The organism is Rathayibacter sp. AY1C5 (assembly GCF_002931705.1).
Classification (GTDB): Bacteria; Actinomycetota; Actinomycetes; order Actinomycetales; family Microbacteriaceae; genus Rathayibacter.
On the sequence record NZ_PSWD01000001.1, the window covers coordinates 494104 to 520011 of the forward strand.

Sequence of the window (25908 nt, forward strand, 5' to 3'; positions counted from 1 at the left end):
CGGCCCCGTTCATCCGGCATTCACGAGCGGCGGCGCGGAGCGGACGGACGCGGTGCCAGGATGGTCGCATGGACGGCGACAACCTGCTTCTCGAAGACGGTCTCAGCGATGACCTCGACGACGACTTCGACGACGAGGAGGAGCACTCGGACCCGCTCCTCCCCGACAACCGCTACCTCGACCGGGAGCTGAGCTGGCTGGCGTTCAACCAGCGCGTGCTCGAGCTCGCGGAGGATCCGCTGGTTCCGGCGCTCGAGCGGGCGAACTTCCTCGCGATCTTCTCGTCCAACCTCGACGAGTTCTTCATGGTCCGGGTCGCCGGCCTCAAGCGCCGCATCCTCACGGGGCTCGCCCTGCCGACGAACATCGGGCGCGTGCCGGTCGACGTGCTGACCGACATCTCGGAGAAGGCGCACCTGCTGCAGCAGCGCCACTCCCGAGCGTTCAAGGAGCTCGTCGAGCCCGCCCTGCGCGACGGCGGCATCGACCTCGTCCGCTGGGACGAGCTGAGCGACGCCGAGCGCACCGTGCTGGACGACTACTTCTCGGCCCAGGTGTTCCCGGTGCTGATGCCGCTCGCGGTCGACCCGGCGCACCCGTTCCCCTACATCTCCGGCCTCTCGCTCAACCTCTCGGTGCGGGTGCGGAACCCGAAGACGCAGAAGGTCGAGTTCGCGCGCCTCAAGGTGCCGCAGATGCTCCCCCGCTTCGTGCGGATCGCCGGCGTCGCGGCGCCGGGCGAGCCGATGCGGTTCATCTCGCTCGAGGACCTGATCGCCAACCAGCTGGACGACCTGTTCCCCGGCATGGAGATCCTCGACCACCACGTGTTCCGGGTGACGCGCAACGAGGACGTCGAGGTCGACGAGGACGAGACCGAGAACCTGATCAAGGCCCTCGAGAAGGAGCTGCTGCGCCGCCGGTTTGGCCCGCCCATCCGCCTCGAGGTCACCGACGACATGGACGACGAGACGCTGGGCCTGCTGGTCCGCGAGCTCGACATCACGACGCAGGAGGTCTACAAGCTCCCGGCCCCGCTCGACCTCAGCGGGCTCTTCAGCCTGCAGAAGATCGACCGCCCGGACCTGAAGTACCCCAACCACGTCCCGACGACGGCGGTGCAGCTCTCGCCCAGCGAGCCCAACCAGCGGCAGGACGTCTTCAAGGCGGTCTCCCGTGGCGACGTGCTCCTGCACCACCCCTACGAGTCCTTCGCGACGAGCGTGCAGTCGTTCCTCGAGCAGGCGGCGGCCGATCCGGACGTGCTCGCGATCAAGCAGACGCTCTACCGCACCTCCGGCGACTCCCCCATCGTCGAGGCGCTCATCGACGCGGCCGAGTCGGGGAAGCAGGTGCTCGCCCTGGTCGAGATCAAGGCGCGCTTCGACGAGCAGGCGAACATCTCGTGGGCGCGCAAGCTCGAGAAGGCGGGCGTGCACGTGGTCTACGGGCTCGTCGGGCTGAAGACCCACTGCAAGCTCGCGCTCGTCATCCGCCAGGAGAAGGGCGGAGTGCTCCGCCACTACTCCCACATCGGCACCGGCAACTACAACCCGAAGACCTCGCGCATCTACGAGGACCTCGGACTCCTGACGGCCGACCCCGAGGTCGGCAAGGACCTCACGCGCCTGTTCAACGAGCTCTCGGGCTACGCGATCGAGAAGAAGTTCAAGCGCCTGCTCGTCGCGCCGCGCCACCTCCGGAAGGGCCTGCTCAAGCGGATCGCCGCCGAGACCGAGAACGCCCGCGCGGGGCGGCCCTCGGGCATCCGGATCAAGGTCAACTCGATCGTCGACGAGTCCGTGATCGACGCGCTCTACCGCGCCAGCCAGGCCGGCGTGCCGGTCGACGTCTGGGTGCGCGGCATCTGCGGGCTGAAGCCCGGCCAGGAGGGGCTCTCCGAGACCATCCGCGTGCGCTCGATCCTCGGCCGCTACCTCGAGCACTCCCGCATCTTCAGCTTCGTCAACGGCGGCGAGCCGGACGTCTTCATCGGCAGCGCCGACATGATGCACCGCAACCTCGACCGCCGCGTCGAGGCTCTGGTGCGGATCGTCGAGCCGGCGCACCTCAGCGAGATCGACGACATGTTCGAGCGGGCGATGGACGAGCGGACCGCCTCCTGGTGGCTCGGCCCGGACGGCGACTGGACGCGGCACCACCTCGACGAGGAGGGCGCTCCGCTCGCCGACCTCCAGAACCAGCTGATGCAGCACATCACCCATCGCAAGCGCGCGGCGACACGGTCCGCCAACCGGGCCTCCAGCCGCTGACGCCCGTGACGGGCACCGTCTACGCAGCAGGAGCGGTGTGCTGGCGGATCATCGAGGGCCGCCCGCACATCCTCGTGATCCACCGGCCGCACCGCCGGGACGTCAGCCTGCCCAAGGGCAAGGTCGACGCGGGCGAGTCCCTCCCGGAGACCGCGGTCCGCGAGATCCGCGAGGAGACCGGGCTCTCGGTGGCGCTCGGGGTGCCGCTGGGGTGCACCGAGTACACGCTGCCGAGCGGGCGCCCGAAGGCCGTCTACTACTGGGCGGCGCAGGTGACCGAGAAGGCCGTCCTGGCGTCCGACTTCCTCCCGAACGACGAGGTCGAGGCGCTCGAGTGGGTGACGCTCAAGCGGGCCCGGAGCTACCTGACCTATCCGCACGACGTGACGATCGTCGACGAGTTCGCCCGGATAGCCGCACGCGGTGCGCTCGAGACCTTCGCGATCGTGGTCCTGCGGCACGCGAAGGCGGTGCCCGCCTCCTCCTGGGACGGCCGTGACTCCACCCGCCGCCTCACCGGGCGCGGCCGGGTCGAGGCCGCTGCCGCCGCTCAGGCCGTGGCCGCCTGGCGCCCGCGCCGCCTCGTCTCGAGCACCGCCAAGCGCTGCCGGTCGACCATCGCCCCGCTGTCCGGTCTGGTCAGGAAGCCGGTCAAGCTGCGCGACGACCTCAGCCAGGAGGCGCACGAGCAGGGCACCGCCGACGTCCGCGCCCTGGTCGGCAAGCGGGTCCGCGCCCGCCGCACCGCCGTCCTCTGCAGCCACCGGCCGGTGATCCCCGAGATCCTGCGCGAGATCGCCCTCGCCACGGCGACCCCTCTCGGCGCCTACCTCGACGAGGCGGCAGCGCTGCCGACCGGGGGCTTCGCCGTGGTGCACCTCTCCACCGGTCATCCCGGATCCGGCATCGTAGCGATCGAGACGCACACGCCGCTGGCCTGACCGCCCGGGCGCGCTGCGTGACCGGCTCGACGGGTCCGTCCGCACCAAGCCGGTCGCGCCGCCGGGACCCGCCGGACGCACCGCGCCTTCCCCGCCGCCCCGTCGCTCCGCAATCCCCGAGGCGGACCCGTTCACCGCGCGTTCACCGAGCGGTCGGTGCCAGGACACGACCCCTCCGTACTCTCGCTCGCGGGCTGCACCAGGCCCTGTTCTGTTTTCCACGCTTTCCTACCCGAAAGGGATACTTGTGAGATTCTCGCGTCTCGGCCAGGCGGCCGTCGTCGCCGCCGTCGCAGCGATCACGCTGACCTCCTGCGCTGCCAACGAGGCACCGGCCGCAGGCGGCAGCTCCGGCTCCGCCACCACCTCCACGCTCTCCGGCACCATCACCGGGATCGGCTCGTCCGCTCAGGGCACCGCGCAGACCACCTGGGCCGCCGCGTTCCAGACCGCGAACCCCGAGGTCACGGTCAACTACGACCCGCAGGGCTCCGGCGCCGGCCGCACCAACTTCATCGACGGCGCCGCCGACTACGCCGGCTCCGACTCCGCGCTCAAGGACGAGGAGCTCGCAGGCACCTTCGCCGCCTGCGCCCCCGACACCAAGGCGATCGACCTCCCGGTCTACATCTCGCCGATCGCGGTCATCTTCAACGTGGAGGGCGTCGACGAGCTCAAGCTCGACGCGGCCACCATCGCTGGCATCTTCAAGGGCACCATCACCTCCTGGGACGCCCCGGAGATCAAGGCCCTGAACCCCGACGCGACCCTCCCGTCGGCGAACATCACCTCCGTGCACCGCTCGGACGACTCGGGCACCACGCAGAACTTCACCGACTATCTCGCGGCCACCGCGAGCGACGTCTGGGACGCTCCCGCCGCGCAGACCTTCCCGTACCAGAGCGGTGACGGCGCCAAGGGCACCTCGGGTGTCGTCGACGCGGTCAAGAACGGCACCAACACGATCGGCTACGCCGACGAGTCCGGCGCCCAGGGCATGGACATGGCCCAGCTGAAGGTCGGCGACGCGTTCTCGACCATCTCGGCCGACGGAGCCGCGGCGGTCGTCGCCGCCTCGCCCATCGCCGACGGCCGCGAGGACAACGACCTCGCGATCAAGATCGACCGCACCGGCACCGAGGCGGACGCCTGGCCGATGGTCCTGGTCAGCTACCTCATCGTGTGCCAGGAGTACGCGGACGCCGACAAGGGCGAGGTCGTCAAGTCCTTCGCCTCCTACGTCGCGAGCGAGGAGGGCCAGGAGGCCGCCGCCGCTCAGGCCGGCTCCGCTCCCCTGAGCTCCGAGCTCGCCTCGACCGTCGCCACCGCGATCGAGTCGATCAAGTAGTCCCACCGGCAGGGCCCGTCTCGCAGCACGATCCGCGGGACGGGCCCCGCCTGTGCCGGGCTCGACCCACCGGACGCCCCCTCCGAGCCCTAGCATCTCCCTGTGCGCCCCGCCGAACCCCCTCGTCTGAAGAGAGTCCCCTGGAATGGCAACTGAGACCGTCGTCCGCCCGAAGGCGAAGGTGCGTGTCGGAGATCGGGTCTTCTCGATCTCGACCGTCGCCGCCGGCTCCCTCATCCTCCTCGTCCTCGCCGCCGTCGCGATCTTCCTCATCGCGCAGTCGATCCCCGCGTTCACCGCGCCGGCCGGCAGCCTCCCCGGCGACGCGACGAGCTTCTGGGCCTACGTCGGCCCCCTGGTGTTCGGCACGGTCTGGTCGGCGGTGATCGCCCTGGTGATCGCCCTGCCGCTCTCGATCGCGATCGCCCTCTTCATCTCGCACTACGCGCCGCGCCGCATCGCGATGGCCCTCGGCTACGTGGTCGACCTCCTCGCCGCCGTCCCCTCGGTGGTCTTCGGCCTCTGGGGCGCGACCGTGCTGGCGCCGATGGTGCAGCCCTTCTACCTCTTCCTCAACGTGAACATCGGCTGGTTCCCGCTCTTCGGCGGCCAGGCGTCGGGCACCGGCAAGACGATCCTCACCGCCTCGGTGGTGCTGGCCGTCATGGTCATCCCGATCATCACCGCGGTCTGCCGCGAGATCTTCCTCCAGGCCCCGCGCCTGCACGAGGAGGCGGCGCTCGCGCTCGGCGCGACCCGCTGGGAGATGATCCGCATGGCCGTCCTGCCCTTCGGCGCCCCGGGCATCGTCTCGGCCGCCATGCTCGGCCTCGGCCGGGCCCTCGGCGAGACGCTCGCCGTCGCGATGGTGCTCTCGCCCGCGACGGTCGTCTCCTTCCTCCTGCTCACCTCGCAGAACTCGAACACCATCGCCGCGAACATCGCGCTGCAGTTCCCGGAGGCGAGCGGAGTCGGCGTCAACGTCCTCGTCGCCTCGGGCCTCATCCTCTTCGTCATCACCCTCGTCGTGAACTCGGTCGCGCGGTTCATCGTCAACCGCCGCAAGGCCTTCTCGGGAGCCAACTGATGTCCGCCGCCACCTCGTCGATGCCCTTCTCGCTGCAGGCGGGCAAGCTGCCCAAGGGCACCCCCTGGATGCTGCTCGTCGGCAGCTGGGTCGTGTTCGCCGCCGTCTTCCTGATCCTCCAGGCGGCCGGCATGATGAACGACTTCAGCCTCGTCGGCGCGATCTTCTGGGGCACCGTCCTCTTCGACGTCGCCATCTACGTGGTCTCGCGCCTGGTCGAGGGCGGCCGCAAGGCTGTCGACCGCCTCGTGACCTCGCTGGTCGCGACCGCGTTCATCATCGCGCTGCTCCCGCTGATCTCCCTGCTCTACACGGTCGTCTCCAACGGAGTCGCGCGGTTCGATCCGCTCTTCTTCTCCTCGTCGATGCGCAACGTCATCGACGCGGGCGGCGGCGCCCTCCACGCGATCATCGGCACGCTCGAGATCACGGCCATGGCCGCGCTGATCTCGGTGCCGATCGGCCTGCTCACCTCGATCTACCTCGTCGAGTACGGCCGCGGCCACCTCGCCCGGGCGATCACCTTCTTCGTCGACGTGATGACGGGCATCCCCTCCATCGTCGCGGGCCTGTTCGCCTACGCGCTCTTCGCGCTGCTCCTCGGCCCCGGCGTCCGGATGGGCTTCGCCGGCTCGATCGCCCTCGCCGTGCTGATGATCCCCGTGGTCGTCCGCTCGTCGGAGGAGATGCTGAAGCTGGTCCCGAATGAGCTGCGCGAGGCGTCCTACGCCCTCGGCGTGCCGAAGTGGCTGACCATCGTCAAGATCGTGCTGCCGACCTCCATCGCCGGCATCACGACGGGCATCACCCTCGCGATCGCCCGCGTCATCGGCGAGACCGCCCCGCTGCTCATCGTCGCCGGCTTCACCGCGTCGATGAACTACGACCTCTTCAGCGAGCGGATGATGACCCTCCCGGTCTTCGTCTACACGCAGTACGCGAACCAGGGCCCCGACGCCGAGGCGTTCCTCAACAGGGCCTGGACCGGCGCGCTGGCCCTCATCCTGATCGTCATGGCGCTGAACCTGGTCGCCCGCCTGATCGCGAAGATCTTCGCCCCCAAGCTCGGCCGCTGACACCCACCACTCGGCTCCGGCCGGAATCCCCGAAGGAAGCAATGTCCAAGCGCATCGAGGTCAACGACCTCAACGTCTACTACAGCCAGTTCCTCGCGGTGGAGGGCGTCTCGCTCGCCATCGAGCCCCGCACGGTCACCGCCTTCATCGGCCCGTCCGGCTGCGGCAAGTCGACCTTCCTCCGCACGCTCAACCGCATGCACGAGGTCATCCCCGGCGCGCACGTCGAGGGCGAGGTCCTGATCGACGGCAACAACCTGTACGGCCCGGGCGTCGACCCGGTGCAGGTCCGCCGGCAGGTGGGCATGGTCTTCCAGCGCCCCAACCCGTTCCCGACGATGTCCATCCGGGACAACGTGCTGGCCGGCGTGAAGCTCAACAACCGCCGCATCTCGAAGTCGGACGCGGACGCGCTCGTCGAGCGCTCGCTCCAGGGCGCGAACCTCTGGAACGAGGTGAAGGACCGCCTCGACAAGCCGGGCTCCGGTCTCTCCGGCGGCCAGCAGCAGCGTCTGTGCATCGCCCGCGCGATCGCCGTCTCCCCCGACGTCCTCCTGATGGACGAGCCCTGCTCCGCCCTCGACCCGATCTCGACCCTCGCGATCGAGGACCTCATCGAGGAGCTCAAGAACGACTACACGATCGTCATCGTGACCCACAACATGCAGCAGGCCTCGCGCGTCTCGGACCGCACCGCGTTCTTCAACATCGCGGGCACCGGCAAGCCGGGCAAGCTCATCGAGTACGACGACACCGCGACGATGTTCTCGCGGCCGTCCGTCCAGGCGACCGAGGACTACGTCTCGGGCCGCTTCGGCTGATCCGCCGCAGACGAGAGCGAGCCGCGTCCCTCCGGGGTCGCGGCTCGCTCTCGTTCCACCGCGTTCCCTCCGGGAACGAGAAGAGCCGCACTCCGTCATGGGAGTGCGGCTCTTCTCGTGCTCGGGCCGTCAGGCGATGTCGATCGCCAGTATCGGATCGGTGGTCGGAGTCGGCGAGCCGCCGGCGTCCTCGACCGTCACGGCGACGACTCCGCCCTCGGTCAGGCTCCCCTCGAGCGGGGCCACGGTGCTGCCCTCTCCCCCGTCGAACGTCCCTGCGGCGACCGGACCGGATGAGCCGATGTACCAGAGCTCGTAGGTCTTGTCCTCCGGCAGCGGCGCCAGGTCGTCCACCACGAGGGCGGAGCGGCCGAGCGAGCTCGACCAGACCAGCGTCGCCTGCTCGCCGGTGGCGACCGTGCCGGTCGTCTCCTGCGCGTCGGGGGCGCTGCGGATCTGCTCCAGAGCCGTCTGCTGCTGCGTCTGGCCGGGGCCGGACGAGAGCAGCGGCGGAAGGGTCACACCGCCGACCACGATCACCGCGGCGGCCGCGGCCGCCGAGAGGTAGACCGCGGGGCGGGCGAACCAGCGGCTCCGTGCGCGGTTCGCGGCGCTGCCGCCACCGTCCCGGCGAGCCGTCGGACCGCTCCGCTCGCCCTCGGAGGCGACGGGGACCAGACGGGGCGCGGAGGGCACCTCGTGGTCCTCGTCGGGCTCCTCCAGCGGCAGCTGCGGAGTGGTGGCGATGAGCGCCATCAGGTCGGCCTTGAAGCCCGGCGAAGGCTCCACGGCGGGTGCGTCGGCGACCAGCGCCTCCGCCACCTCGGCGAACGCGTCGGCCTCGCCGCGCGCCTCCGGGTGCTCGGAGAGGAAGCGCTCGTAGCGCTCCTGCTCCTCGGGCGTCAGGATGCCCAGTGCGTGACCCGCCGCGAGATCGCGCGGGTCGTCCATCCCGTCGGGGAGTCGCACATCGTTCACAGGGCCACCCCCATCTCTTCTCGAAGTCTGATCATTCCGTCACGCAGGCGCGTCTTGACGGTTCCCACGGGGCACTGCAGGATCCCCGCGATCTCGCTGTGCGAGTATCCGCCGTAGTAAGCGAGCTGCAGCGCCTGCCGCTGCAGTTCCGTCAGGCGGCCCATGGCGGCCGCGACCTTCTCGTGCTCGAGGGACACCTCCGCCTGCTCGGAGACCTGGTCGTAGTCGCGTCCGAGGTCTCGGATTCCGATGCGCATGTCCCGATCACGGCCGGCTTGAGCCGCGCGGACCCTGTCGATGGCCCTGCGGTGTGCCATCGTGAGGATCCAGGTCGTCGCGCTTCCTTTATTCGGAGCGAAACGCCCAGCGGTTTGCCAGATCTCGAGGAAGACCTCCTGGGCCACCTCCTCGGACTGGGAGCGGTCGACGAGGACGCGGATGATCAGGCCGAGGACCCGGCCGGCCATCTGGTCGTAGAGCGCGGCGAACGCGGCCTGCTCTCCCCCGGCGATGCGCTCGAGGAGGACAGCCGCCTCCGCTGTGGTGTCGTCCGTCATCAGCCCCGCCTCGCCCGCGCCCGGGCTGAAAGATTCCGCGTCATCCAGAAGGCTGTCACGGCCAGGCCTGCAACGACGACCGACACCTCGATCGGATGCGTCACGAATCGGACATCCAGCGCCAACGTGCCGATCGGCACGAGCGCGGGGTCGCCCAGCCGGGGGGCCAGCCAGAGCGAGATCACGGCCACCGCCGCAGCGGTGATGCCCGGATAGCTGCGCGGGCGGATGAGGACCCAGAGCCCGGCGAGCACGTCGAGGACCGCGAGGACGCGCATCACCGTGCCCTGCGAGAGCGAGACCCCCGCGGCGAACTGGGCGCCCTCCGCGTCGTCGACGCTCGGGGCGGCGAGGAGGTAGAGGGCGGCGACGACCAGCAGCCCCGCCCCCGCCCAGACGCGCGCGCCGATCCGGAGAGCTCTGCTGTTCTTCATTCCGCTGGCGCCTGTCTGTGGGGACTCGGGCGAGGATCGACTCCTCCTGGGCCCTCGCCTCGCGCACCGTGGCGGCGATGCGAGCAGAGAAGGGGCCGGACCGCAGGAACGCCTCTCGGCGCGAGGCCGCTCGAAGCGGCTATAAGTGGAGCCCGGGGTTACTGCGATCCGGCTTCCGCCAGTCTACCAAAGGCCTCCGCGGTGGCGGCGAGCGGCGTTCGCAGTGGGTGAACGCGGGTTGCGCGTCACTCCAGGGAGTCGCTCCGCCACAGCCGCGCGCAGCTCACGAGCTCGGCCGCGGTGGTCGAGAGGCGCAGGGCGCGGGTGGTCAGCTCGCTCGCCCGGGCGGGGTTCACCGGCTCCACGTCGTCGGCGACCGAGACGGCTCCGGAGGCGCTCACGCGGCAGAACGCCGCGGCGCGGTCCAGTGCCACCGCGAAGTCGCCGTCGAAGACGCCGCGGAGGATCCGGTCGGCCAGCTCGGTGATCTCGGCCGGCCCCGTGGGAGTGCTGGCTCCGGCGACCACCGGGTCGATCGTGGCGGACAGCTCGACTCCGCGCTGGTAGAGGAAGCTCGTGCTCTCCGGGTCCTGCCGGATGACCAGCCGCAGCAGGTAGATCCGCCAGAGGGCGCCCGGCAGGCTCGCCGCGCTGGAGCGCGCCCAGAGCTCGGCGAGCGCGTCGATGCCGTTGTGGTCGGTGTACTCGACCAGGCGGTCGATGACCACCGGGTCGGGGTCGTTCCGGACACGGCTCAGCAGCGCGATCGCGGTCTCGTGGGCGACACGGCTGATCTGCGCCGGGTCCTCTCCTCCCTGGAACGCCTCGAAGACGTGGGAGGGGAACTTGGTCGGCTTGTGGAAGCCGTCTGTCATGGGGCCGCCTTCCGCGGTCGTGCGCGCGGACGCTCTCGCGCTCGCGCTCCGTAGGGGGTTCGAGGAGGGTAACGCCCGCGGCTGGGCGGGTATGCCCGCGCGGAGGACGCGGTCCGCTCCGGGATCGTCCGCGCTACGGGCCGCACCTGCTCCGGGCCGCACCTGCTCCGGGGGCGTCGACGGCCCGCTACCCTGGAGCGCGCGGGCCTCTAGCTCAGTTGGCAGAGCAGCGGACTTTTAATCCGCGGGTCGTCGGTTCGAGCCCGACGGGGCCCACCACACGACCGCCTGGTCGCGCTTTCCGGACAGTGCCAGGGCGCAGCCAGGTCGCCGCACTACCGTGCAGAGGTGCTGACCGTCCTCCGCGTCCTCCTGCGCCGGCCTCGGCTGTGCGAGGCGTGCCGAGTCCGGCCGGCCCGCCGCCGTGACCCGTTCTGCTCGACGGACTGCGCGAAGACGTACTACCTCTACCTCTGACGGCTCGTCCGGGCCGCGGTGCTCCGCGACGGCGTCACTCGTGGCAGAGCGACCACACCTCGTCCGGGTAGTCGCGGACCTTCTCGCCGACGAGCAGGCGCCAGCGGCCGTCCTGGTGCTCGAGCAGGCGGCCGGTGACGACCTCCGAGAGCCAGTCGGAGTCGATCCGGTACCAGCGGACGAGGCGGACGGTCGTCGCGGTGTGCGAGACGCGAGTCGTCATCGCGGGAGTCCCTTCTCGAGGAGGGAGCGGGGTGCTGGAACCAGCGGGGCGTTCGACGCGCGAACGGGGGGATGACCCGCACCGGGACGACTCCGTTGTCGACCGGCCGGGAGACTGCGGCGGGCATCCGGCGGACCGGATGCCAGGAACTCTAGACGACCGCGCGAACGGTGTCTGTCCCGTCGCCGGTCACAGCGGAGCGGCTCCGTTCAGCGGACTCAGGGCTGGACGGTGCAGCCGGCCGAGCGCGTCTGCCGGAACGCGGCCGCTTCGCGGGTGCGGGAGCGGAGCCTCCTCGCGCGGCGGCGGAGGAGCCGCTCGCTCGGGCCGAAGGCTCCGGATTCGAGGAGCTGGCGGAGGGACAGGGTCACCTGCCGGGCCAGACGGGGATCGATGCGGCCGGGGATCCGGATCGCGTCGATGAGGTCGAGGGCGTTGCGCGTGGTGCGGGAGATCGCCATGACGGAACCCTAGGGACGCCGGGGCGCGGTGTGCGCGCCCCGGACGGGGGCGCCGACGGGGACTGATGCTCAGCCCCGGGGCGCCCCGGCGGGATCAGTCGTGCCCGTTGCTGCCGTCGCCACGGCCCGTGGAGGACTGCAGGCGGTCGATGTGCTCGGAGGCCTGGGCCTTGGTGAGGTCGGCGGGCAGGGTCTCGCCCGCCTCGCGCGCGAGGGTGTCGAGGTAGCTGCGCTGCGGGCCGGTCATCGGCTCGTCGCCGGTGACCCAGTCGGACGGGTCCTTGCTGGCGCTGGTGTCGCTGCCGTCGTCGGCACGGGCGCCGAGGACGTCGCCCTCGGTCTTGACATCGGGATCGGTGGTGTTGTCATCGCTCATGGTGCGACCGTACGCCCGACCACCGACGCCGACGAGGGCTTGCGGAGCGGGCCCGGGCGCCCCGCTTCACGAGCCGAGCAGCGCGTGCGCGACGGTGAAGATGACCAGCCCGGCCAGGGAGCCCACGACGGTGCCGTTGATCCGGATGAACTGGAGGTCCTTCCCGACCTGCAGCTCGAGCTTCTCGGACGTCTCGCGCGGGTCCCAGCGGTGGATGGTGTCGCCGATGATGCTGGCGATGTCGGTGCGGTAGCGGTCGACCAGGTTGGCCGCGACCGATCCGATCCAGGAGTCGACGGTCGCCGCGAGACCGGCGTCGGTCGAGAGCCGGCGGCCCAGATCGACCACGATCGACTCGATGCTGCCGCGGAGGGGGCTCGACGGGTCGTCCATCGCGCCGAGGAGGGAGGCCTTCGTCGCCTCCCAGGCGTCCCCGGCGAGCTCGCGGACGCGCGGGCTGTCGAAGGCGCGGTTCTTGATCTCCTCGACCCGGGCGATCAGGTCGGGGTCGGTGCCCAGATCCTGCGCGAGCGTGGCGAGGTAGCCGTCGATCGCGATCCGGAACGGGTGCACCTGGTCCTCGCGCACCGCGGCGACGAAGACGAGAGCCTCGCGGTACAACCGCTCGTCCACCGCTCGGCTGACCGCGGAGGGCAGCCAGCTCGGCAGGCGGCCGCTGACCATGCGGGTGAAGCTCTGCGGGTTCGCGGTCAGCCACGCCTCCGCCTGCTCCACCAGCGTGTCCACGAGGCGCCGGTGGTGGCCGGCCTCGACCACGCTTCCCACCAGCGAGCCCAGCGGCGGGCCCCACTGCGGGTCGAGGAGGTGGCGCCGTGCCAGCGCCTCGATCACGCGCTGCACGTCGGAGTCGTCCAGCAGGGCGATCGCCGAGCGGACGGCCGCGGCGCTCTCGCCGCCGACCCGGTGCGCGTTCTCCGGCTCGGCGAGCCACAGCCCCGCCCGCCGGGCGATCCCGAAGGAGTCGAGCTTCTCGCGCACGATGGCGCCGCGGAGGAAGTTCTCCTCGACGAACTGCGCGAGGCTCGCGCCGATCTCGTCCTTCTTGGTCGGGATGATCGCGGTGTGCGGGATCGGCAGGCCCAGCGGCCGCCGGAACAGCGCGGTCACGGCGAACCAGTCGGCGAGCGCGCCGACCATCCCGCCCTCGCTCGCGGCCCGGACCCACTGCAGCCACGGGTAGCGCTCCTGCAGGGCGAACGACACGGCGAAGACGACGGCCATCACCACGAGCAGGCCCGTGGCGAGCCGCTTCATCCGGACGAGAGCGACGCGCTTGGCCTCGTCGTCGCGCCCGACCGCCGCGAGGGTGGTCATGACGCGGTGGGGAACCCCTCGTGGCGGATGCCCCACGCGACGGTCCACTCCTCGCCCGGCTCGAGCCAGCGCAGGCCCTGCCCGCTGTTGAACGCCTCGGCGGGAGCGGTCATCGGCTCCACGGCGATCGCGGTCTTCACGTCGTCGCCGTCGGGGAAGATCCGGGTGATGAAGACCTGGATGAAGTTGTGCGAGGCGTCGGCCCAGAGGAGCACGCGGCGGCCGTCCGCGGCGCGGAGGCCGTGCACGCTCTCGCCGTCGACCATCCGGACGTCGGCCCAGGCGTCGTCGAGCTCGAGGTCGCCGATGCGGCGGCCGGAGCGGAGGTCCCACTCGGTGCCCTCGACCGGGTTCTGCACGGTGGGGTTGAGGCGCTCGTCGACCTCGATGTGCACCGCCGCGTCGACGGTGATCTCGAGCTCGTCGGTCGGGACGTCGCCGATGGCGAGGAAGGGGTGCGTGCCGATGGCGACGGGCGCCTCGTCGGCTCCGACGTTGACGACGCGGTGGACGACCTTCAGCCCGTCGGCCTGCAGCTCGTAGCGGACCGAGGTCTCGAGGTGGAACGGGTAGCCCGCCTGCGGCACGACCGGCGCGGCCAGCTCGACGAAGGACGGGCCCTGGTCGACGAGGCGGTACGGGGTGCTCACCAGGAGGCCGTGGATGGCGTTGTGGTACTTCGGCTCGGTGATCGCGAGCTGGAGCGTCTCGCCGCGGTGGTGCCAGCGCCCGTCCTTGACGCGGTTGGGCCAGGGCATCAGGACGATGCCCGAGCCGAACGGCGGGACGGTGCTCTCCGGGTAGGAGGCGGTGATCTCCACTCCGTCGACCGAGAGGTGGCGCAGCGCTGCGGCCACCTCCGTCACGACGGCGTGCAGGGTGCGTCCCTCGGCGGTGAGGTCGAGCGAGAACTGGCGCCCGGTGGCGGGGGCGGGGGTGAAGTCGGCCATTCCTTGATCCTACGGACTGACGCGCTCGCCGAGCGTCCGGCAGCGGGTGACCGCGAGCCCCGCCTCCTCCAGAGCGGCGACGACTCCGTCGGCGGCCCCCGCCCCCGTGAGCAGACGGTCGAACTCGTCGGGAGCGGCGACCCGGCCGAGGTCGACCACTCCGAGCTTCGAGGAGTCCGCGACCACGACCCGGCGGGTCGCCGCCTGCAGCATCCGGCGCTTCAGGGTCGCCTCCGGGAGGTTGACGTTGGTGACGCCGGCCTCGGGGTGCACGCCGGTGCAGCCGATGAAGGCGATGTCGGCGCGGATCCGCTCGAGCAGCTCGGACGCGAGCGGCTCGACCAGCGAGTGCTGCAGCGGCCGCAGAGTGCCCCCGGTGACGACGACCGTGAAGCGCGGGATGGCCGGCTCGAGCGCCAGCGCCGTGGAGAGGCCGTTCGTGATCACCGTGACGTCGCGCAGCTCCTCCCGCGCCACGAGCGCGTGCGCGATGGCGAGCGGGGTGGTGCCCACGTCGAGCACGATGCTCTGCCCGGAGGAGACGGAGGCGGCGGCCTCCTCGCCGATCGCGGCCTTCTCGTCGGAGGCGGCGCTAAGGCCCTCCTCGAGCGAGCGCTCGCCGGTGGGCCTCGGCGCCGGGATCGCCCCTCCGCGCACCCGCTGGAGGACGCCCTCGTTCGCGAGCAGGGCGAGATCGGAGCGGACCGTGACGACCGAGACCCCGAGCATGTCGGCCATCGGGGCGACCCCGACGAAGCCCGAGCTCTCGGCGGCTAGACGCAGCCGCAGCCGGCGCTCGATCGCCGACGTGGACTCCTGCTCGCCGTCCGTCCTCATCCGCCCATCGTGCCCGCGGACCGGTGGACTTGTCAAAGGGAAAACGAGCTTTCCTTTTCGAAGATGCGGCCCTAGTCTGACTCCTGCCATGAACGAAGCGATCACACTCTCCGCCGGCGTCGTCAAGCGCCCGCACACGCTGGCCGACGGCCGCGAGCTCCTCTACTTCGACGACGCCGACACGACCCTCCCCCCGGAGCGCGCCGCCGACGCACGCCACCTCGACCCCCGCCCCGCCACCGCGCGGATGCGCCAGGACGTGCTGACCGGCGAGTGGGTCTCCATCGCCGCGTCGCGCCAGAACCGCGTGTTCCTGCCGCCGGCCGAGCTCGATCCGCTCGCCCCGGCGTCGCCGACGAACCCGTCGGAGGTGCCCAGCCGGTACGACGTCGCCGTCTTCGAGAACCGCTCCCCCTCCTTCGGCCCGCTCCTCGAGGACGCGGACGCGCCCGCCTCCCTGGAGGACCTGCGCACTCTCGGGCTCGGCCGGACGCTGACCAGCGTCGGCCGCTGCGAGGTCGTCTGCTTCAGCCCCGAGCACGAGGGCTCGTTCGCCACGCTCAGCGCCTCCCGCGCCCGGACCGTGGTCGAGGCCTGGGCCGACCGCGTGGGCGCCCTCTCGGCCCTTCCCGGCGTGCAGCAGGTCTTCCCGTTCGAGAACCGCGGCGAGGCGATCGGCGTCACGCTGCACCACCCCCACGGGCAGATCTACTCCTACCCCTACGTCACGCCGCGCACGACCCGCCTGCTCGCCTCGCTCGACAGCTACGGGCCGTCGATGTTCGCCGACGTCCTCGCCTTCGAGCAGGCCGGCGAGCGCGTCCTCCTCCGCGGCGAGCACTTCACCGCGTTCGTGCCGTTCGCCGCGCGCTGGCCCGTCGAGGTGCACCTCCTGCCGCACCGCCACGTCCCGGACCTGGCGGCGACGACCCCGGAGGAGCGCGACGAGCTGGCTGTGATGTACCAGCGCCTGCTCCGCGGCATCGACGCCCTCTACGACACCCCGACGCCCTACATCGCCGCCTGGCACCAGGCCCCGGTGCACGAGCGCCGCGACGAGGTGCGCCTGATGCTCCAGATCACCTCGCCCCGCCGCGCCGAGACGAAGCTCAAGTACCTCGCGGGGAGCGAGGCCGCGATGGGCGCCTGGATCGGCGACATCGCCCCCGAGACGAGCGCCGCGGCCCTGCGCGCGGCGATCGAGCGGGCCGACGCGGCCGTGCTCGAGGCCGGGATCGCACAGCGCCCCGACGCGGCCCTGCCGGTCGCCGCGCACAGCGACGACTCGCTTCCCGGCGGCGCCGCCACTCCCGCCACCACCGCCGCCGACATCGCCGAGGAGAACCGATGACCGCCGCTCCCGCCTCCCTGACCGCCGTCGCCGAGAGCGCGGCCGCCGCCTTCGAGCGCACTTTCGGCCGCCCCGCCGCCGGCGTCTGGGCCGGCCCCGGCCGCGTGAACCTGATCGGCGAGCACACCGACTACAATGACGGCTTCGTCTTCCCCTTCGCGATCGACCGCGCCACGGCGATGGCCGTCGCGCCCAGGGAGGACCGCCTGATCCGGATCAGCAGCGCCTTCTCCCCCGAGGTGGTCGAGGTCGCTCTCGACGAGCTCGGCCCCGGCGCCGTCACCGGCTGGTCGGCCTACCCGCTCGGCGTGGTCTGGGCGCTCACCGAGTACGGCGTCGACCTGGGCTCCCGCTCGGGCTTCGACGCGTACGTCGACTCCGACGTGCCGGTCGGCGCGGGGCTCTCGAGCTCGGCGGCGCTGATGTGCGCGATGGCCGTCGCCCTCGACGAGCTCTGGCACCTCGGTTTCGACCGCGCGACGATGGCCCGCGTCGGTCGTCGCGCCGAGAACGTCGCGGTCGGCGCCCCCACCGGGATCATGGACGAGTCCGCCTCCCTCTTCGGGAAGCGCGACGCCGCGGTGTTCCTGGACTGCCGCAGCCTCGACACCGAGGTCGTCCCCCTCGGCTTCGAGGAGGCCGGGCTCGTCCTGCTCGTCGTCGACACCCGCGTCGAGCACGCGCACGCCACCGGCGGCTACGCCGAGCGGCGCGCCTCCTGCGAACTCGGCGCCGCGACCCTCGGCGTGCCGTCGCTCCGCGAGCTGACGGTCGACGACCTGCCGCGCGCCCAGGAGCTCCTCGACGACGTCACCTACCGGCGCGTGAAGCACGTCGTGACGGAGGACGCCCGCGTGCTCGAGACCGTCCGCACCCTGCGCGAGCACGGTCCCCGGGCGATCGGCGATCTGCTCGACGCCGGCCACGTCTCCCTCCGCGACGACTTCGAGATCTCGGTGCCCGAGCTCGACACCGCCGTCGAGGCGGCGCGCGGCGCCGGAGCGATCGGCGCCCGGATGACCGGCGGCGGCTTCGGCGGCTCCGCGATCGCCCTCACCCCGGTGGAGAAGGAGGAGGAGGTCCGCGCCGCGGTCCTCGCCGCCTTCGCCGAGAAGGGCTTCACGACTCCGGAGCTCTTCCTGGTCACGGCCGCCGACGGCGCGGGTCGGGTGCTCTGACCTCTGCTTCCGTCGACGCCCCCTGCGACCTCGCGTCGCAGGGGGCGTTCCTCGTCCAGCCGCTACGGCGCCGGATCCGGCGGAACGACGGCGCGCCCTTCTCCCCCGGTGACCCGAACCAGCTCGGCGAAGCTCGTCGGGTAGACGGTGTGCGCGTGCCCGGCCGCAGCCCAGACCACGTCGTAGGCGGCGAGGGCCGTGTCGACCACGATGCGCAGCGGCGCGGGATGGCCCACCGGCGCGATCCCGCCGATCGTCTGGCCCGTCGCGGACTTCACCTCCGCGGCCGGCGCCCGGGTGATCGATCCGCCCAGCTGCACGCCCAGCCAGGCGGTGTCGACGCGGTGGCCGCCGCTGGTCAGGACCAGCAGCGGCGCACCGTCGATCAGGAACACGAGCGAGTTGGCGATCTGGCCGACGTCGACGCCCAGCGCCTCGGCCGCCAGTGCCGCCGTCGACGCGGCCGAATCGAGCCAGCGCACGGTCGGGTGCACGCCGTGCCGGTCGAGGTCGGCGAGGACGCGGTCGACGGCCGGGTGGCTCCGTTCGCTCATGCCGCCGAGGCTAGCGCCCCGGCCGCCCTCACTTCTCGAACGTGGAGGCGTCGATCACGAAGCGGTAGCGGACGTCCGAGGCGAGGACGCGCTCGTAGGCCTCGTTGATCTGCGACGCCGAGACGACCTCGACCTCGCTCGCGATGCCCTTCTCGGCGCAGAAGTCGAGCATCTCCTGGGTCTCGCGGATGCCGCCGATGCCCGAGCCCGCGAAGGAGCGACGGGCGCCGAAGAGCGTGAAGACGTGCAGCGGCAGCGCCTCGGCCGGAGCGCCCACGTTCACCATCGTGCCGTTGCGGCGCAGGAGCCCCAGGTAGGCGTCGAGGTCGAGGGGCGCGCTGACCGTGTTGACGATCAGGTCGAAGGTGTTCGCGAGATCGGTGAAGGTCGCCTCGTCGCGCGTCGCGTAGTAGTGGTCGGCGCCCAGGCGGAGGCCGTCCTCCTTCTTGCTGAGGGTCTGCGAGAGCACGGTGACCTCGGCGCCCATCGCGTGCGCGAACTTGACGGCCATGTGGCCGAGCCCGCCGAGGCCGACGACGGCCACGCGCTTGCCGGGGCCCGCCTCCCAGTGCGAGAGCGGCGAGTAGGTCGTGATGCCCGCGCACAGCAGCGGAGCGGCGGCCTCGTAGGGGATCGACTCCGGCACGCGGAGCACGAAGTCCTCGACGACGACGACGTGCGTGGAGTAGCCGCCCTGGGTGATGGTGCCGTCGCGGTCGACGGAGGCGTAGGTGCCGGTGTTGCCCTTCAGGCAGTACTGCTCCTCGCCCGCGAGGCAGTTCTCGCACTCGCGGCAGGAGTTCACCATGCAGCCGACGCCGACGCGGTCGCCGACGGAGTGCTTGGTGACCTCGGAGCCGACCTCGGCGACGACGCCGACGATCTCGTGGCCGACGGTCAGCGGGTACGCCACCGGTCCCCAGTCGCCGCGGACGGTGTGGATGTCGGAGTGGCAGATGCCGGAGTAGGCGATCTCGATGAGCACGTCGTGCGGTCCGACGTCGCGGCGCTCGATGGTGGTGGGGACGAGCGGCTCGGTCGCGGAGGGGGCGGCGTAGGCGGTGACGGTGAGCATGGGTTCTCCTCGTGGGGCGGGGCGCGCTCCGAGGACGTGTCCGACGGGGTGGGGGACGCGAGAGCGCCGGGCCACGCTACCGGCAGGCGACTGGACGTCGCCCCCGAGCGCGGTCCGGCGCGGGTCCTGTGGCGCGGGACCGGTCAGCGCAGGGCGCGCTCGGCCGCCGTCACCACGTTGTGGATGAGCATCGCGCGCGTCATCGGGCCGACTCCGCCGGGCACGGGCGACAGCCAGCCCGCGACCTCCGCCGCCTCCGGTGCGACGTCGCCGGTCAGCTTCGCGCGGCCCGTCTCCGGGTTCTCGACCCGCGTGATGCCCACGTCGAGCACGGCGGCGCCGGGCTTCACCCAGTCGGCGCGGATGAGCCCGGGCACGCCCACGGCGGCCACCACGATGTCGGCGCGGCGCACCTCCGCGGCGAGATCGGCCGTGCGGGAGTGGGTGAGGGTCACGGTGGCGTCGAGGCCCTTCCGCGTGAGCAGGAGCCCGAGCGGACGGCCGACGGTGAGCCCGCGGCCCACGACGACGACATGCCGGCCCGAGGTCGGGATGCCGTGGCGCTGCAGCATCTCGACGATCCCGTTCGGCGTGCAGGGCAGCGGGCTGTCCAGCTCGCCCTCGACGCCGAGAACCAGGCGGCCGAGGTTGGTGGGGTGCAGGCCGTCGGCGTCCTTGTCCGGATCCATGAGCTCGAGCATCGCGTTCTCGTCGATGCCCTTCGGCAGCGGGAGCTGGATGATGTACCCGGTCACGGCCTCCGAGTCGTTGAGCTGCCGGATGGCGGCGCGGATGTCGTCCGCCGACGCGGTCGCGGGGAGGTCCACGCGGATCGACTCGATCCCGACCTCCGCGCAGTCGCGGTGCTTGCCCGCGACGTACGAGCGGGAGGCGGGATCGTCCCCCACCAGCAGCGTTCCGAGCCCGGGCACGACGCCCCGCTCGCGCAGAGCGGCGACCCGCTCCGCGATCTCCGTCTTGACCGCCGTCGCCGTCGCGACGCCGTCGAGTACCTGTGCCGTCATCTCGGGCTCCTCGGTCGTTGCGCGGCGGAGGGGGACGGTGCCCCGGCCTCCGCCGCGCGGGTGGTGCAGCGGATCGACTACAGCCCGGGGTAGAGCGGGAAGTCGTCGGTGAGGCGGGCGACACGGCCGCGCAGCGCCTCGAGGTCGGCCGAGGGCTTGAGCGCCTCGGCGATGACGTCGGCGACCTCGGTGAACTCCGTGTCGCCGAAGCCGCGGGTCGCGAGCGCCGGCGTGCCGATGCGCAGGCCCGAGGTGACCATCGGCGGGCGGGGGTCGAACGGCACGGCGTTGCGGTTGACCGTGATGCCGACCTCGTGGAGGCGGTCCTCGGCCTGCTTGCCGTCCAGCGGCGAGTCGCGCAGGTCGGCGAGGACGAGGTGGACGTCCGTGCCGCCGGTCAGGACGTCGATGCCCTCGGCCTTCGAGTCGGCCGCCGTGAGGCGCTCGGCGAGGATCTGCGCGCCGCGGATGGTGCGTGCCTGGCGGTCGGCGAACTCGGGCTCGCCGGCGAGCTTGAACGCGGTCGCCTTCGCGGCGATCACGTGCATGAGCGGGCCGCCCTGCTGGCCGGGGAAGACGGCCGAGTTCAGCTTCTTGGCGTACTCCTGCTTCGCGAGGATGAGCCCCGAGCGCGGGCCGGCCAGCGTCTTGTGGACGGTGGTCGTCACGACGTCGGCGTAGGGCACCGGCGACGGGTGCAGCCCCGCCGCCACGAGGCCTGCGAAGTGGGCCATGTCGACCCAGAGCTTCGCGCCGACCTCGTCGGCGATGGCGCGGAACGCCTCGAAGTCGAGCTGACGGGGGTAGGCGGACCAGCCGGCGATGAGCACCTGCGGACGGACCTCGAGGGCCTTCTCGCGGACCGCGTCCATGTCGATGCGGAAGGTCTGCGGGTCGACGCCGTACGCGGTCGCGTTGTAGAGCTTGCCCGAGAAGTTCAGCTTCATGCCGTGGGTCAGGTGGCCGCCGTGCGCGAGCTCGAGGCCGAGGATGGTGTCTCCGGGCTGCACGAGCGCGGCGAGCGCCGCGGCGTTGGCGGAGGCTCCGGAGTGCGGCTGGACATTGGCGAACTCGGCGCCGAAGAGGGCCTTGGCGCGGTCGATCGCGAGCTGCTCGGCGATGTCGACGTACTCGCAGCCGCCGTAGTAGCGGCGTCCGGGGTAGCCCTCGGCGTACTTGTTGGTCAGGACGGAGCCCTGCGACTCGAGGATCGCGCGCGGCACGAAGTTCTCGCTCGCGATCATCTCGAGGTAGCCGCGCTGGCGGTCGAGCTCCTGCTGGAGCACGGCGGCGATCTCGGGGTCGACCACCGACACGGGCTGGTCGAACGAGGCGGCGACGCCGGGGCTGGCGGGGGAAGAGGACACGGACGCTCCTTGGCTGGGAAACGGAAGGGGCCCGGCAGGTCGCTGCGGCGCGACACGGCTCGTTCGGGCGACCCGATCTACGGTATCCGTTCCAGCCCAGGCGTGCGGCGGGAAAAGTGTCCGGGGCGCTGCCCCGGAGGAGGTGCCGCTCCCTGATGGTCACCCATCCGAACGCCAGTCGCGGCGGGCTCACTCTAGCAAGCGGGCCGGGTGGCGCGGGAGTCGCGCCAGTCGGGGGCGGGCACGCGCGATCGTGCGACGATCCCTCGGGCGGTCCCGGCGCGGGACCGGGAGGGAGGGCGTCGCCGTGGGTCCTCGACGCCGCTCCGAGCGCATCGACGGCCGCAGCGACGAGGAGCTCGTCGCGCTGGTCCGGGAGGGCCGCACCGACGCGGTCTCCGAGCTCTGGCGCCGCCACTCCTCGGCCGGGCGCACCGTGGCCCGGGCGTGGGCGAGCAGCTCCGACCCCGACGACCTGGTCTCGGAGGCGTTCCTCCGCGTCCTGCGGGCGATCGAGCGCGGCGGCGGACCCGAGGGCGCCTTCCGCCCCTACTTCTTCACCACCGTCCGCAACGTCGCGGGATCCTGGGCCCGGCGGGACCGGCACGAGCGGCCGTTCGACGAGGCCGACCGCGCCCTCCCCTCTGCCGGCCCCGATCCCGAGGCGCACGCCCTCGCCGCCCTCGAGCGCGACCTGGGCGCGCGCGCGTTCCGGGCGCTGCCGCCGCGCTGGCAGGAGGTGCTCTGGTACACGGAGGTGGAGGGCCTGTCCCCCGCCGCCGCCGCACCGCTGATGGGCCTGCGGCCCAACGCGGTCGCAGCGCTCGGGGTGCGGGCGCGGGAGGGGCTGCGCTCCGCGTGGATCCGGGAGCACGTGGCGGACGCCTCGGCGACGGGCGAGTGCGAGTGGGTGCTCGAGCGGGCGGGGACGTACGCGCGAGGACGAGCCCCCGTCCGGGACAGGCACCGCATCGACCGGCACCTGGACGGGTGCCTCTCCTGCCGGGAGGCGCTGGCGGAGGCCGAGAGCACTGCGCGCCGCCTCGCGTCGGTGCTGCTGCCGCTCTCGGCCGGCGTGAGCGGTGCGGCAGCCTGGGCGGCGGGCGGGGGCTCTGGCGCGGCCTCCGGTCCGCTGCCGAGCGCGGTCCGGGCGTCGAGCGCGGTTCGAGCGTCGAGAGCGGTCCGAGCGTCGAGAGCGGGCAGCGGAACAGGAGTAGTCGTCGCCGCGTCCGCTGCGGCGGCACTCGCGGTCGCGGGAGTCGTCGGCGCGGTGGTGCTGCTGTCCGGGAACGGGGGCGGCGCGCTCGTGGCGGCGGAGGACGCCTCCGCGCGGGTGGACGAGCGCGCAACGGCCGAGGCGGCTGCGCCGGCGTCGAGCGGAGGAGCGACGGCGAGCGCCGACCGACCGGAGACGGACCCGGAGGCCGCGGACCGGACGAGTGCAGCGGACGGCGATCCGGCGGGGCGGTCCAGGGGTTCCGGCGCCGCTCCGAGGAGCACGGTGCCGGCCGTGGCCGGACGGGCCGCGTCGGACGATGCCGGAGCGACGCGCGCGACCCCCGGGAGGACGGGACGCCCGCCGCAACAGGAGCCGTCCCACGATCCCGTCGGCGCACCGGCGTCGAGAGGGATCGAGGCGACCGCCTCCCCGACTCCTGCCGCCGAGCCCGCCCCGTCCCGCCCTGCCGTGACCGGCGGCCCCGCACCGGCGCCCTCCCCTGCCGTCACCGAGGCTCCGGCCCCCTCCGGGCCGCCGGGGGCCACGACCGGGGGCTCCGCGCCGGGCCCGATCGGCAACGGCCCGGCCCTGCCCTCCGTTCCGGTCCCGACCCCCGCACCCAGCACTCCGGTCCCGGTTCCTGTTCCGATCGTGACTCCCCCACCGGACACTCCGGCTCCGGCAGCGACGCACGTACCGAGCACTCCGGCGCCGGTCCCTACAGAGGCGCCGAGCACCTCCGCTCCGGTCTCGACTCCCGCACCGGTCACGACCCCCGCTCCGGCCGCACCTCCCGCTCCGGCCGCACCGACCCTCGCGCTCGACACCGACGGCCGGCTGCTGCCCGATGCCCGGGGCACCGCCGCGCCCGGCGCCGAGGTGCTCCTCGAGGACGCCTCCGACGGACACCGCGTGGGCTCCGCCACCGCCGACGCCGACGGCTCCTGGACCGCGCCGGCGCTCCCCCTCCCCGCGGGCACGACCACGGTGCTGGCGCGCACCGCTGCAGGAGTCAGCGCCCCCGAGGCGGTCGACCTGCGCGCTCCGGTGCTCCTCGCCCGGGCCGCGTCGAGCGGGGGCGCGGTCGGCGTGCTCGTGCTCGCCGATCCCGACGCGGACGGCCTCGACCTCCTGGTCGACGGCGGGCAGGTGCGGTCCCTCGCTCCCGGAGCCCCCGTCCTCGCCGCGACCCTGGAGGTCGGTCCCGGGAGGCACACGATCGGCGTCCGCTACTCCTCCCCGGACGGGCGGACGGGACCCGTCGCCGTCGTGTCCGTCGACGCGGGCTGAGGCGCGCGGACCGCCCCGTGCCCCACCGTTATCCTGGGCGGATGCAGCCCGAACCCGCCGCGTCCGCGACTCCCCGGCCCGCCCCCGCGAGCACCCGTCCGACGGGCAGCGACGCCGCGTGGTCCGGCGCCCGGCCCGCGGGAAACCACTGGACCCTGACCTTCGCCTGCCCCGACCAGCCGGGCATCGTGCACGCCGTGTCCGGTGCCGTCGTCCAGGCCCGCGGCAACATCACCGAGAGCCAGCAGTTCTCGAGCGCCGACACCGGCCGCTTCTTCATGCGCCTGCAGGTGGAGTCGCCGATCAGCCGCGAGGAGTTCGCCGCCGCCCTGCTGCCGATCACGGAGCACTACGGGATGACCTGGCGCCTCGACGTCGTCGGCCGGCCGCTGCGCACCCTCGTCCTCGCCTCCACCGCCGCGCACTGCGTCAACGACCTGCTCTTCCGCCAGCGCGCCGGGCAGCTCGCGGTGGACATCCCGATGATCCTGTCCAACCACGGCAGCCTTCGCGACCTCGCCGAGTTCTACGGCGTGCCCTTCGAGTCGCGACCCGTGGTCTCGCCGGAGTCGAAGCGCGGGTTCGAGGAGCGCGTGCTGGAGGTCGTCGAGGAGCACGACGTCGAGCTCGTGGTCCTGGCGCGCTACATGCAGATCCTCTCCCCCGAGCTCTGCGCGCGACTGGCCGGCCGCGCTATCAACATCCACCACTCGTTCCTGCCGGGCTTCAAGGGCGCGAACCCCTACAAGCAGGCGCACGCCCGCGGCGTCAAGCTGATCGGGGCGACCGCGCACTTCGTCACCAGCGACCTCGACGAGGGGCCGATCATCGAGCAGAACGTGGTGCGCGTGGACCACTCGCACTCGGTCGCCCAGCTCGTGGCGATCGGGCAGGACGAGGAGAGCCGTACGCTCACGCAGGCGGTCAAGTGGTTCGCGGAGGACCGGGTGCTCCTCGACGGGGCCCGCACCATCATCTTCCGCTGACCTCCGGCGGCTAGCATGGTCGGCGTGAATCGAGCAGGAGCGGACACCGCGGGCACCGACATCAGGATCGGCCCGAACGCGATCCTCCGGTTCCTCCTGGAGCTCGTCGCGCTGGCGACCTTCGCCCTCTGGGGCTTCGCGTCGTGGGACCTCCCGTGGAACATCGTCCTCGGCATCGGCGCTCCGGTGGTCGCCGCGCTGATCTGGGCGCTCTTCCTCTCGCCGCGCGCGGTCCTCGCGATCGACGTCTACGGCCGCTCGCTGATCGAGCTGCTCGTGATGGGCGCCGCCGCGCTGGCGTGGCTGGACCTCGGCCAGCCGGTCGTCGCGATCGTCTTCGGCGTCCTCGCCGTCGTCTCCGGCGTCATCGCGGGACGCCGCTCCCTCTGATCCTGACGGCGGCCGCTCAGGCCGAGGGGGGCGCTCGCTCGGAGCCGTCCACCGCTGTCCCCGAGGGTGCACCGCGGTCCCCGTGCGCTCGCCGCCGCCTCGGACCGGAACCGAACGCGTCGTCCCGGCTCGCAGCGGCAGGTCGCCACCGCGTTCTCCCGTCGATGCACCTCCGGGGATGCGCGACCGCAGCGGGACCCCGGGCCGATCGCGCCGCCGGGCCCCCAGTCGGAGGTGCTCCGCCCCGCCTGATCGTCGATCTCTCCCCGACCCGCTCCCGCCTCCGCTCTCGAGCCGTTCCCCCACGCAGCCCGGCTGGTCCTGCTCCCGGCCCGCACCACGAGCCGCCCCGTCTCCGCCTCCCCCGCCCGAGAACGGCGAACGGCCGCCCCCGCCTCTCCGGGAGCAGCAGGGGGAGGGCCGT

Annotated in this window: 25 protein-coding genes and 1 tRNA gene; 12 read left to right on the forward strand and 14 right to left on the reverse strand. The window is 72.5% G+C overall.

What is annotated here, in order from left to right:
- Positions 1–68: 68 nt before the first annotated feature.
- From C5C57_RS02305 to pstB, 6 genes are all read left to right on the forward strand, one after another.
- Entirely contained in the window at positions 69–2273 is a 2205-nt protein-coding gene (locus C5C57_RS02305) for an RNA degradosome polyphosphate kinase (RefSeq protein ID WP_104224702.1), read from the forward strand.
- A 5-nt stretch (positions 2274–2278) separates the two neighbouring features.
- Positions 2279–3214: an NUDIX domain-containing protein gene (locus C5C57_RS02310; protein WP_104224703.1), complete on the forward strand. Its 936-nt coding sequence runs from the start codon at positions 2279–2281 to the stop codon at positions 3212–3214.
- A gap of 247 nt (positions 3215–3461) precedes the next feature.
- Positions 3462–4562: a phosphate ABC transporter substrate-binding protein PstS gene (gene pstS / locus C5C57_RS02315; RefSeq protein WP_104224704.1), complete on the forward strand. Its 1101-nt coding sequence runs from the start codon at positions 3462–3464 to the stop codon at positions 4560–4562.
- Between the two features lie 145 nt (positions 4563–4707).
- Positions 4708–5649, forward strand: coding sequence for a phosphate ABC transporter permease subunit PstC (pstC, locus tag C5C57_RS02320; protein WP_104227270.1), 942 nt, complete (start codon positions 4708–4710; stop codon positions 5647–5649).
- On the forward strand, positions 5649–6725 hold the full coding sequence (gene pstA / locus C5C57_RS02325; RefSeq protein ID WP_104224706.1) for a phosphate ABC transporter permease PstA: 1077 nt from the start codon (positions 5649–5651) through the stop codon (positions 6723–6725). The genes pstC and pstA overlap by 1 nt, the downstream gene beginning before the upstream one ends.
- A 41-nt stretch (positions 6726–6766) precedes the next feature.
- The gene (gene pstB / locus C5C57_RS02330; protein WP_104224707.1) at positions 6767–7546 is read left to right on the forward strand and encodes a phosphate ABC transporter ATP-binding protein PstB; all 780 of its coding nucleotides are present in this window, start codon (positions 6767–6769) and stop codon (positions 7544–7546) included.
- 129 nt (positions 7547–7675) lie between these two features.
- On the opposite strand, the gene C5C57_RS02335 is transcribed toward pstB, so the two are convergent.
- From C5C57_RS02335 to C5C57_RS02350, 4 genes are all read right to left on the reverse strand, one after another.
- Entirely contained in the window at positions 7676–8524 is an 849-nt protein-coding gene (locus tag C5C57_RS02335) for an anti-sigma factor domain-containing protein (RefSeq protein ID WP_146079388.1), read from the reverse strand.
- Positions 8521–9081, reverse strand: coding sequence for an ECF RNA polymerase sigma factor SigK (gene sigK / locus C5C57_RS02340; RefSeq protein ID WP_104224709.1), 561 nt, complete (start codon positions 9079–9081; stop codon positions 8521–8523). The genes C5C57_RS02335 and sigK overlap by 4 nt, the downstream gene beginning before the upstream one ends.
- Positions 9081–9515, reverse strand: coding sequence for a hypothetical protein (locus C5C57_RS02345; RefSeq protein WP_104224710.1), 435 nt, complete (start codon positions 9513–9515; stop codon positions 9081–9083). The genes sigK and C5C57_RS02345 overlap by 1 nt, the downstream gene beginning before the upstream one ends.
- A 245-nt stretch (positions 9516–9760) precedes the next feature.
- Positions 9761–10390 (reverse strand): DNA-directed RNA polymerase subunit beta, encoded by a 630-nt coding sequence (locus tag C5C57_RS02350; protein ID WP_104227273.1) that lies wholly within the window; start codon positions 10388–10390, stop codon positions 9761–9763.
- Positions 10391–10593: 203 nt separating this feature from the next.
- On the opposite strand from C5C57_RS02350, the gene C5C57_RS02355 reads away from it, so the two are divergent.
- Positions 10594–10669 (forward strand) — tRNA-Lys (locus tag C5C57_RS02355).
- Positions 10670–10901: 232 nt separating this feature from the next.
- Here C5C57_RS02355 and C5C57_RS02360 read toward each other — a convergent pair.
- From C5C57_RS02360 to C5C57_RS02385, 6 genes are all read right to left on the reverse strand, one after another.
- The gene (locus tag C5C57_RS02360) at positions 10902–11090 is read right to left on the reverse strand and encodes a hypothetical protein (protein ID WP_104224712.1); all 189 of its coding nucleotides are present in this window, start codon (positions 11088–11090) and stop codon (positions 10902–10904) included.
- 218 nt (positions 11091–11308) lie between these two features.
- Complete coding sequence (locus tag C5C57_RS02365; RefSeq protein ID WP_104224713.1) at positions 11309–11551, reverse strand: hypothetical protein; 243 nt, start codon at positions 11549–11551, stop codon at positions 11309–11311.
- Positions 11552–11645: 94 nt separating this feature from the next.
- On the reverse strand, positions 11646–11927 hold the full coding sequence (locus C5C57_RS02370; RefSeq protein WP_104224714.1) for a DUF3072 domain-containing protein: 282 nt from the start codon (positions 11925–11927) through the stop codon (positions 11646–11648).
- A 66-nt stretch (positions 11928–11993) separates the two neighbouring features.
- Positions 11994–13262 carry a DUF445 domain-containing protein gene (locus tag C5C57_RS02375; protein WP_104224715.1) on the reverse strand — a complete coding sequence of 423 codons (1269 nt, stop codon included), beginning with the start codon at positions 13260–13262 and terminating at the stop codon, positions 11994–11996.
- Positions 13259–14212, reverse strand: a complete 954-nt coding sequence (locus C5C57_RS02380) for an aldose 1-epimerase family protein (protein WP_104263066.1) — start codon at positions 14210–14212, stop codon at positions 13259–13261. Before C5C57_RS02380 ends, C5C57_RS02375 begins: the two co-directional genes overlap by 4 nt.
- A 9-nt stretch (positions 14213–14221) precedes the next feature.
- Complete coding sequence (locus C5C57_RS02385) at positions 14222–15049, reverse strand: DeoR/GlpR family DNA-binding transcription regulator (RefSeq protein WP_104297218.1); 828 nt, start codon at positions 15047–15049, stop codon at positions 14222–14224.
- 88 nt (positions 15050–15137) lie between these two features.
- Between C5C57_RS02385 and galT the strand changes: the two genes are divergently transcribed.
- Entirely contained in the window at positions 15138–16400 is a 1263-nt protein-coding gene (gene galT, locus C5C57_RS02390; RefSeq protein WP_104224718.1) for a galactose-1-phosphate uridylyltransferase, read from the forward strand.
- The gene (galK, locus tag C5C57_RS02395) at positions 16397–17578 is read left to right on the forward strand and encodes a galactokinase (RefSeq protein WP_104256411.1); all 1182 of its coding nucleotides are present in this window, start codon (positions 16397–16399) and stop codon (positions 17576–17578) included. The genes galT and galK overlap by 4 nt, the downstream gene beginning before the upstream one ends.
- Positions 17579–17640: 62 nt before the next feature.
- Here the strand turns inward: galK and C5C57_RS02400 are convergent, their stop codons facing one another.
- The 4 genes from C5C57_RS02400 to glyA all read right to left on the reverse strand — a co-directional run bounded on the left by C5C57_RS02400 (position 17641) and on the right by glyA (position 21599).
- On the reverse strand, positions 17641–18132 hold the full coding sequence (locus tag C5C57_RS02400) for a YbaK/EbsC family protein (RefSeq protein WP_104288067.1): 492 nt from the start codon (positions 18130–18132) through the stop codon (positions 17641–17643).
- Positions 18133–18160: 28 nt separating this feature from the next.
- Positions 18161–19207 carry an NAD(P)-dependent alcohol dehydrogenase gene (locus C5C57_RS02405; RefSeq protein WP_104233905.1) on the reverse strand — a complete coding sequence of 349 codons (1047 nt, stop codon included), beginning with the start codon at positions 19205–19207 and terminating at the stop codon, positions 18161–18163.
- Between the two features lie 143 nt (positions 19208–19350).
- Positions 19351–20232, reverse strand: a complete 882-nt coding sequence (locus C5C57_RS02410) for a bifunctional methylenetetrahydrofolate dehydrogenase/methenyltetrahydrofolate cyclohydrolase (protein ID WP_104247702.1) — start codon at positions 20230–20232, stop codon at positions 19351–19353.
- Between the two features lie 77 nt (positions 20233–20309).
- A complete protein-coding gene (glyA, locus tag C5C57_RS02415; protein ID WP_104224723.1) occupies positions 20310–21599 on the reverse strand; it encodes a serine hydroxymethyltransferase in 1290 nt (429 codons plus the stop codon).
- A gap of 307 nt (positions 21600–21906) precedes the next feature.
- Between glyA and C5C57_RS02420 the strand changes: the two genes are divergently transcribed.
- From C5C57_RS02420 to C5C57_RS02430, 3 genes are read left to right on the forward strand one after another with little or no spacing between them, the layout of a single operon-like run.
- The gene (locus C5C57_RS02420; protein WP_181069055.1) at positions 21907–24108 is read left to right on the forward strand and encodes a sigma-70 family RNA polymerase sigma factor; all 2202 of its coding nucleotides are present in this window, start codon (positions 21907–21909) and stop codon (positions 24106–24108) included.
- Between the two features lie 41 nt (positions 24109–24149).
- Positions 24150–25094 (forward strand): formyltetrahydrofolate deformylase, encoded by a 945-nt coding sequence (gene purU / locus C5C57_RS02425; RefSeq protein ID WP_104224944.1) that lies wholly within the window; start codon positions 24150–24152, stop codon positions 25092–25094.
- A 24-nt stretch (positions 25095–25118) separates the two neighbouring features.
- A complete protein-coding gene (locus C5C57_RS02430; RefSeq protein ID WP_104276971.1) occupies positions 25119–25484 on the forward strand; it encodes a YrdB family protein in 366 nt (121 codons plus the stop codon).
- Positions 25485–25908 lie beyond the last annotated feature (424 nt).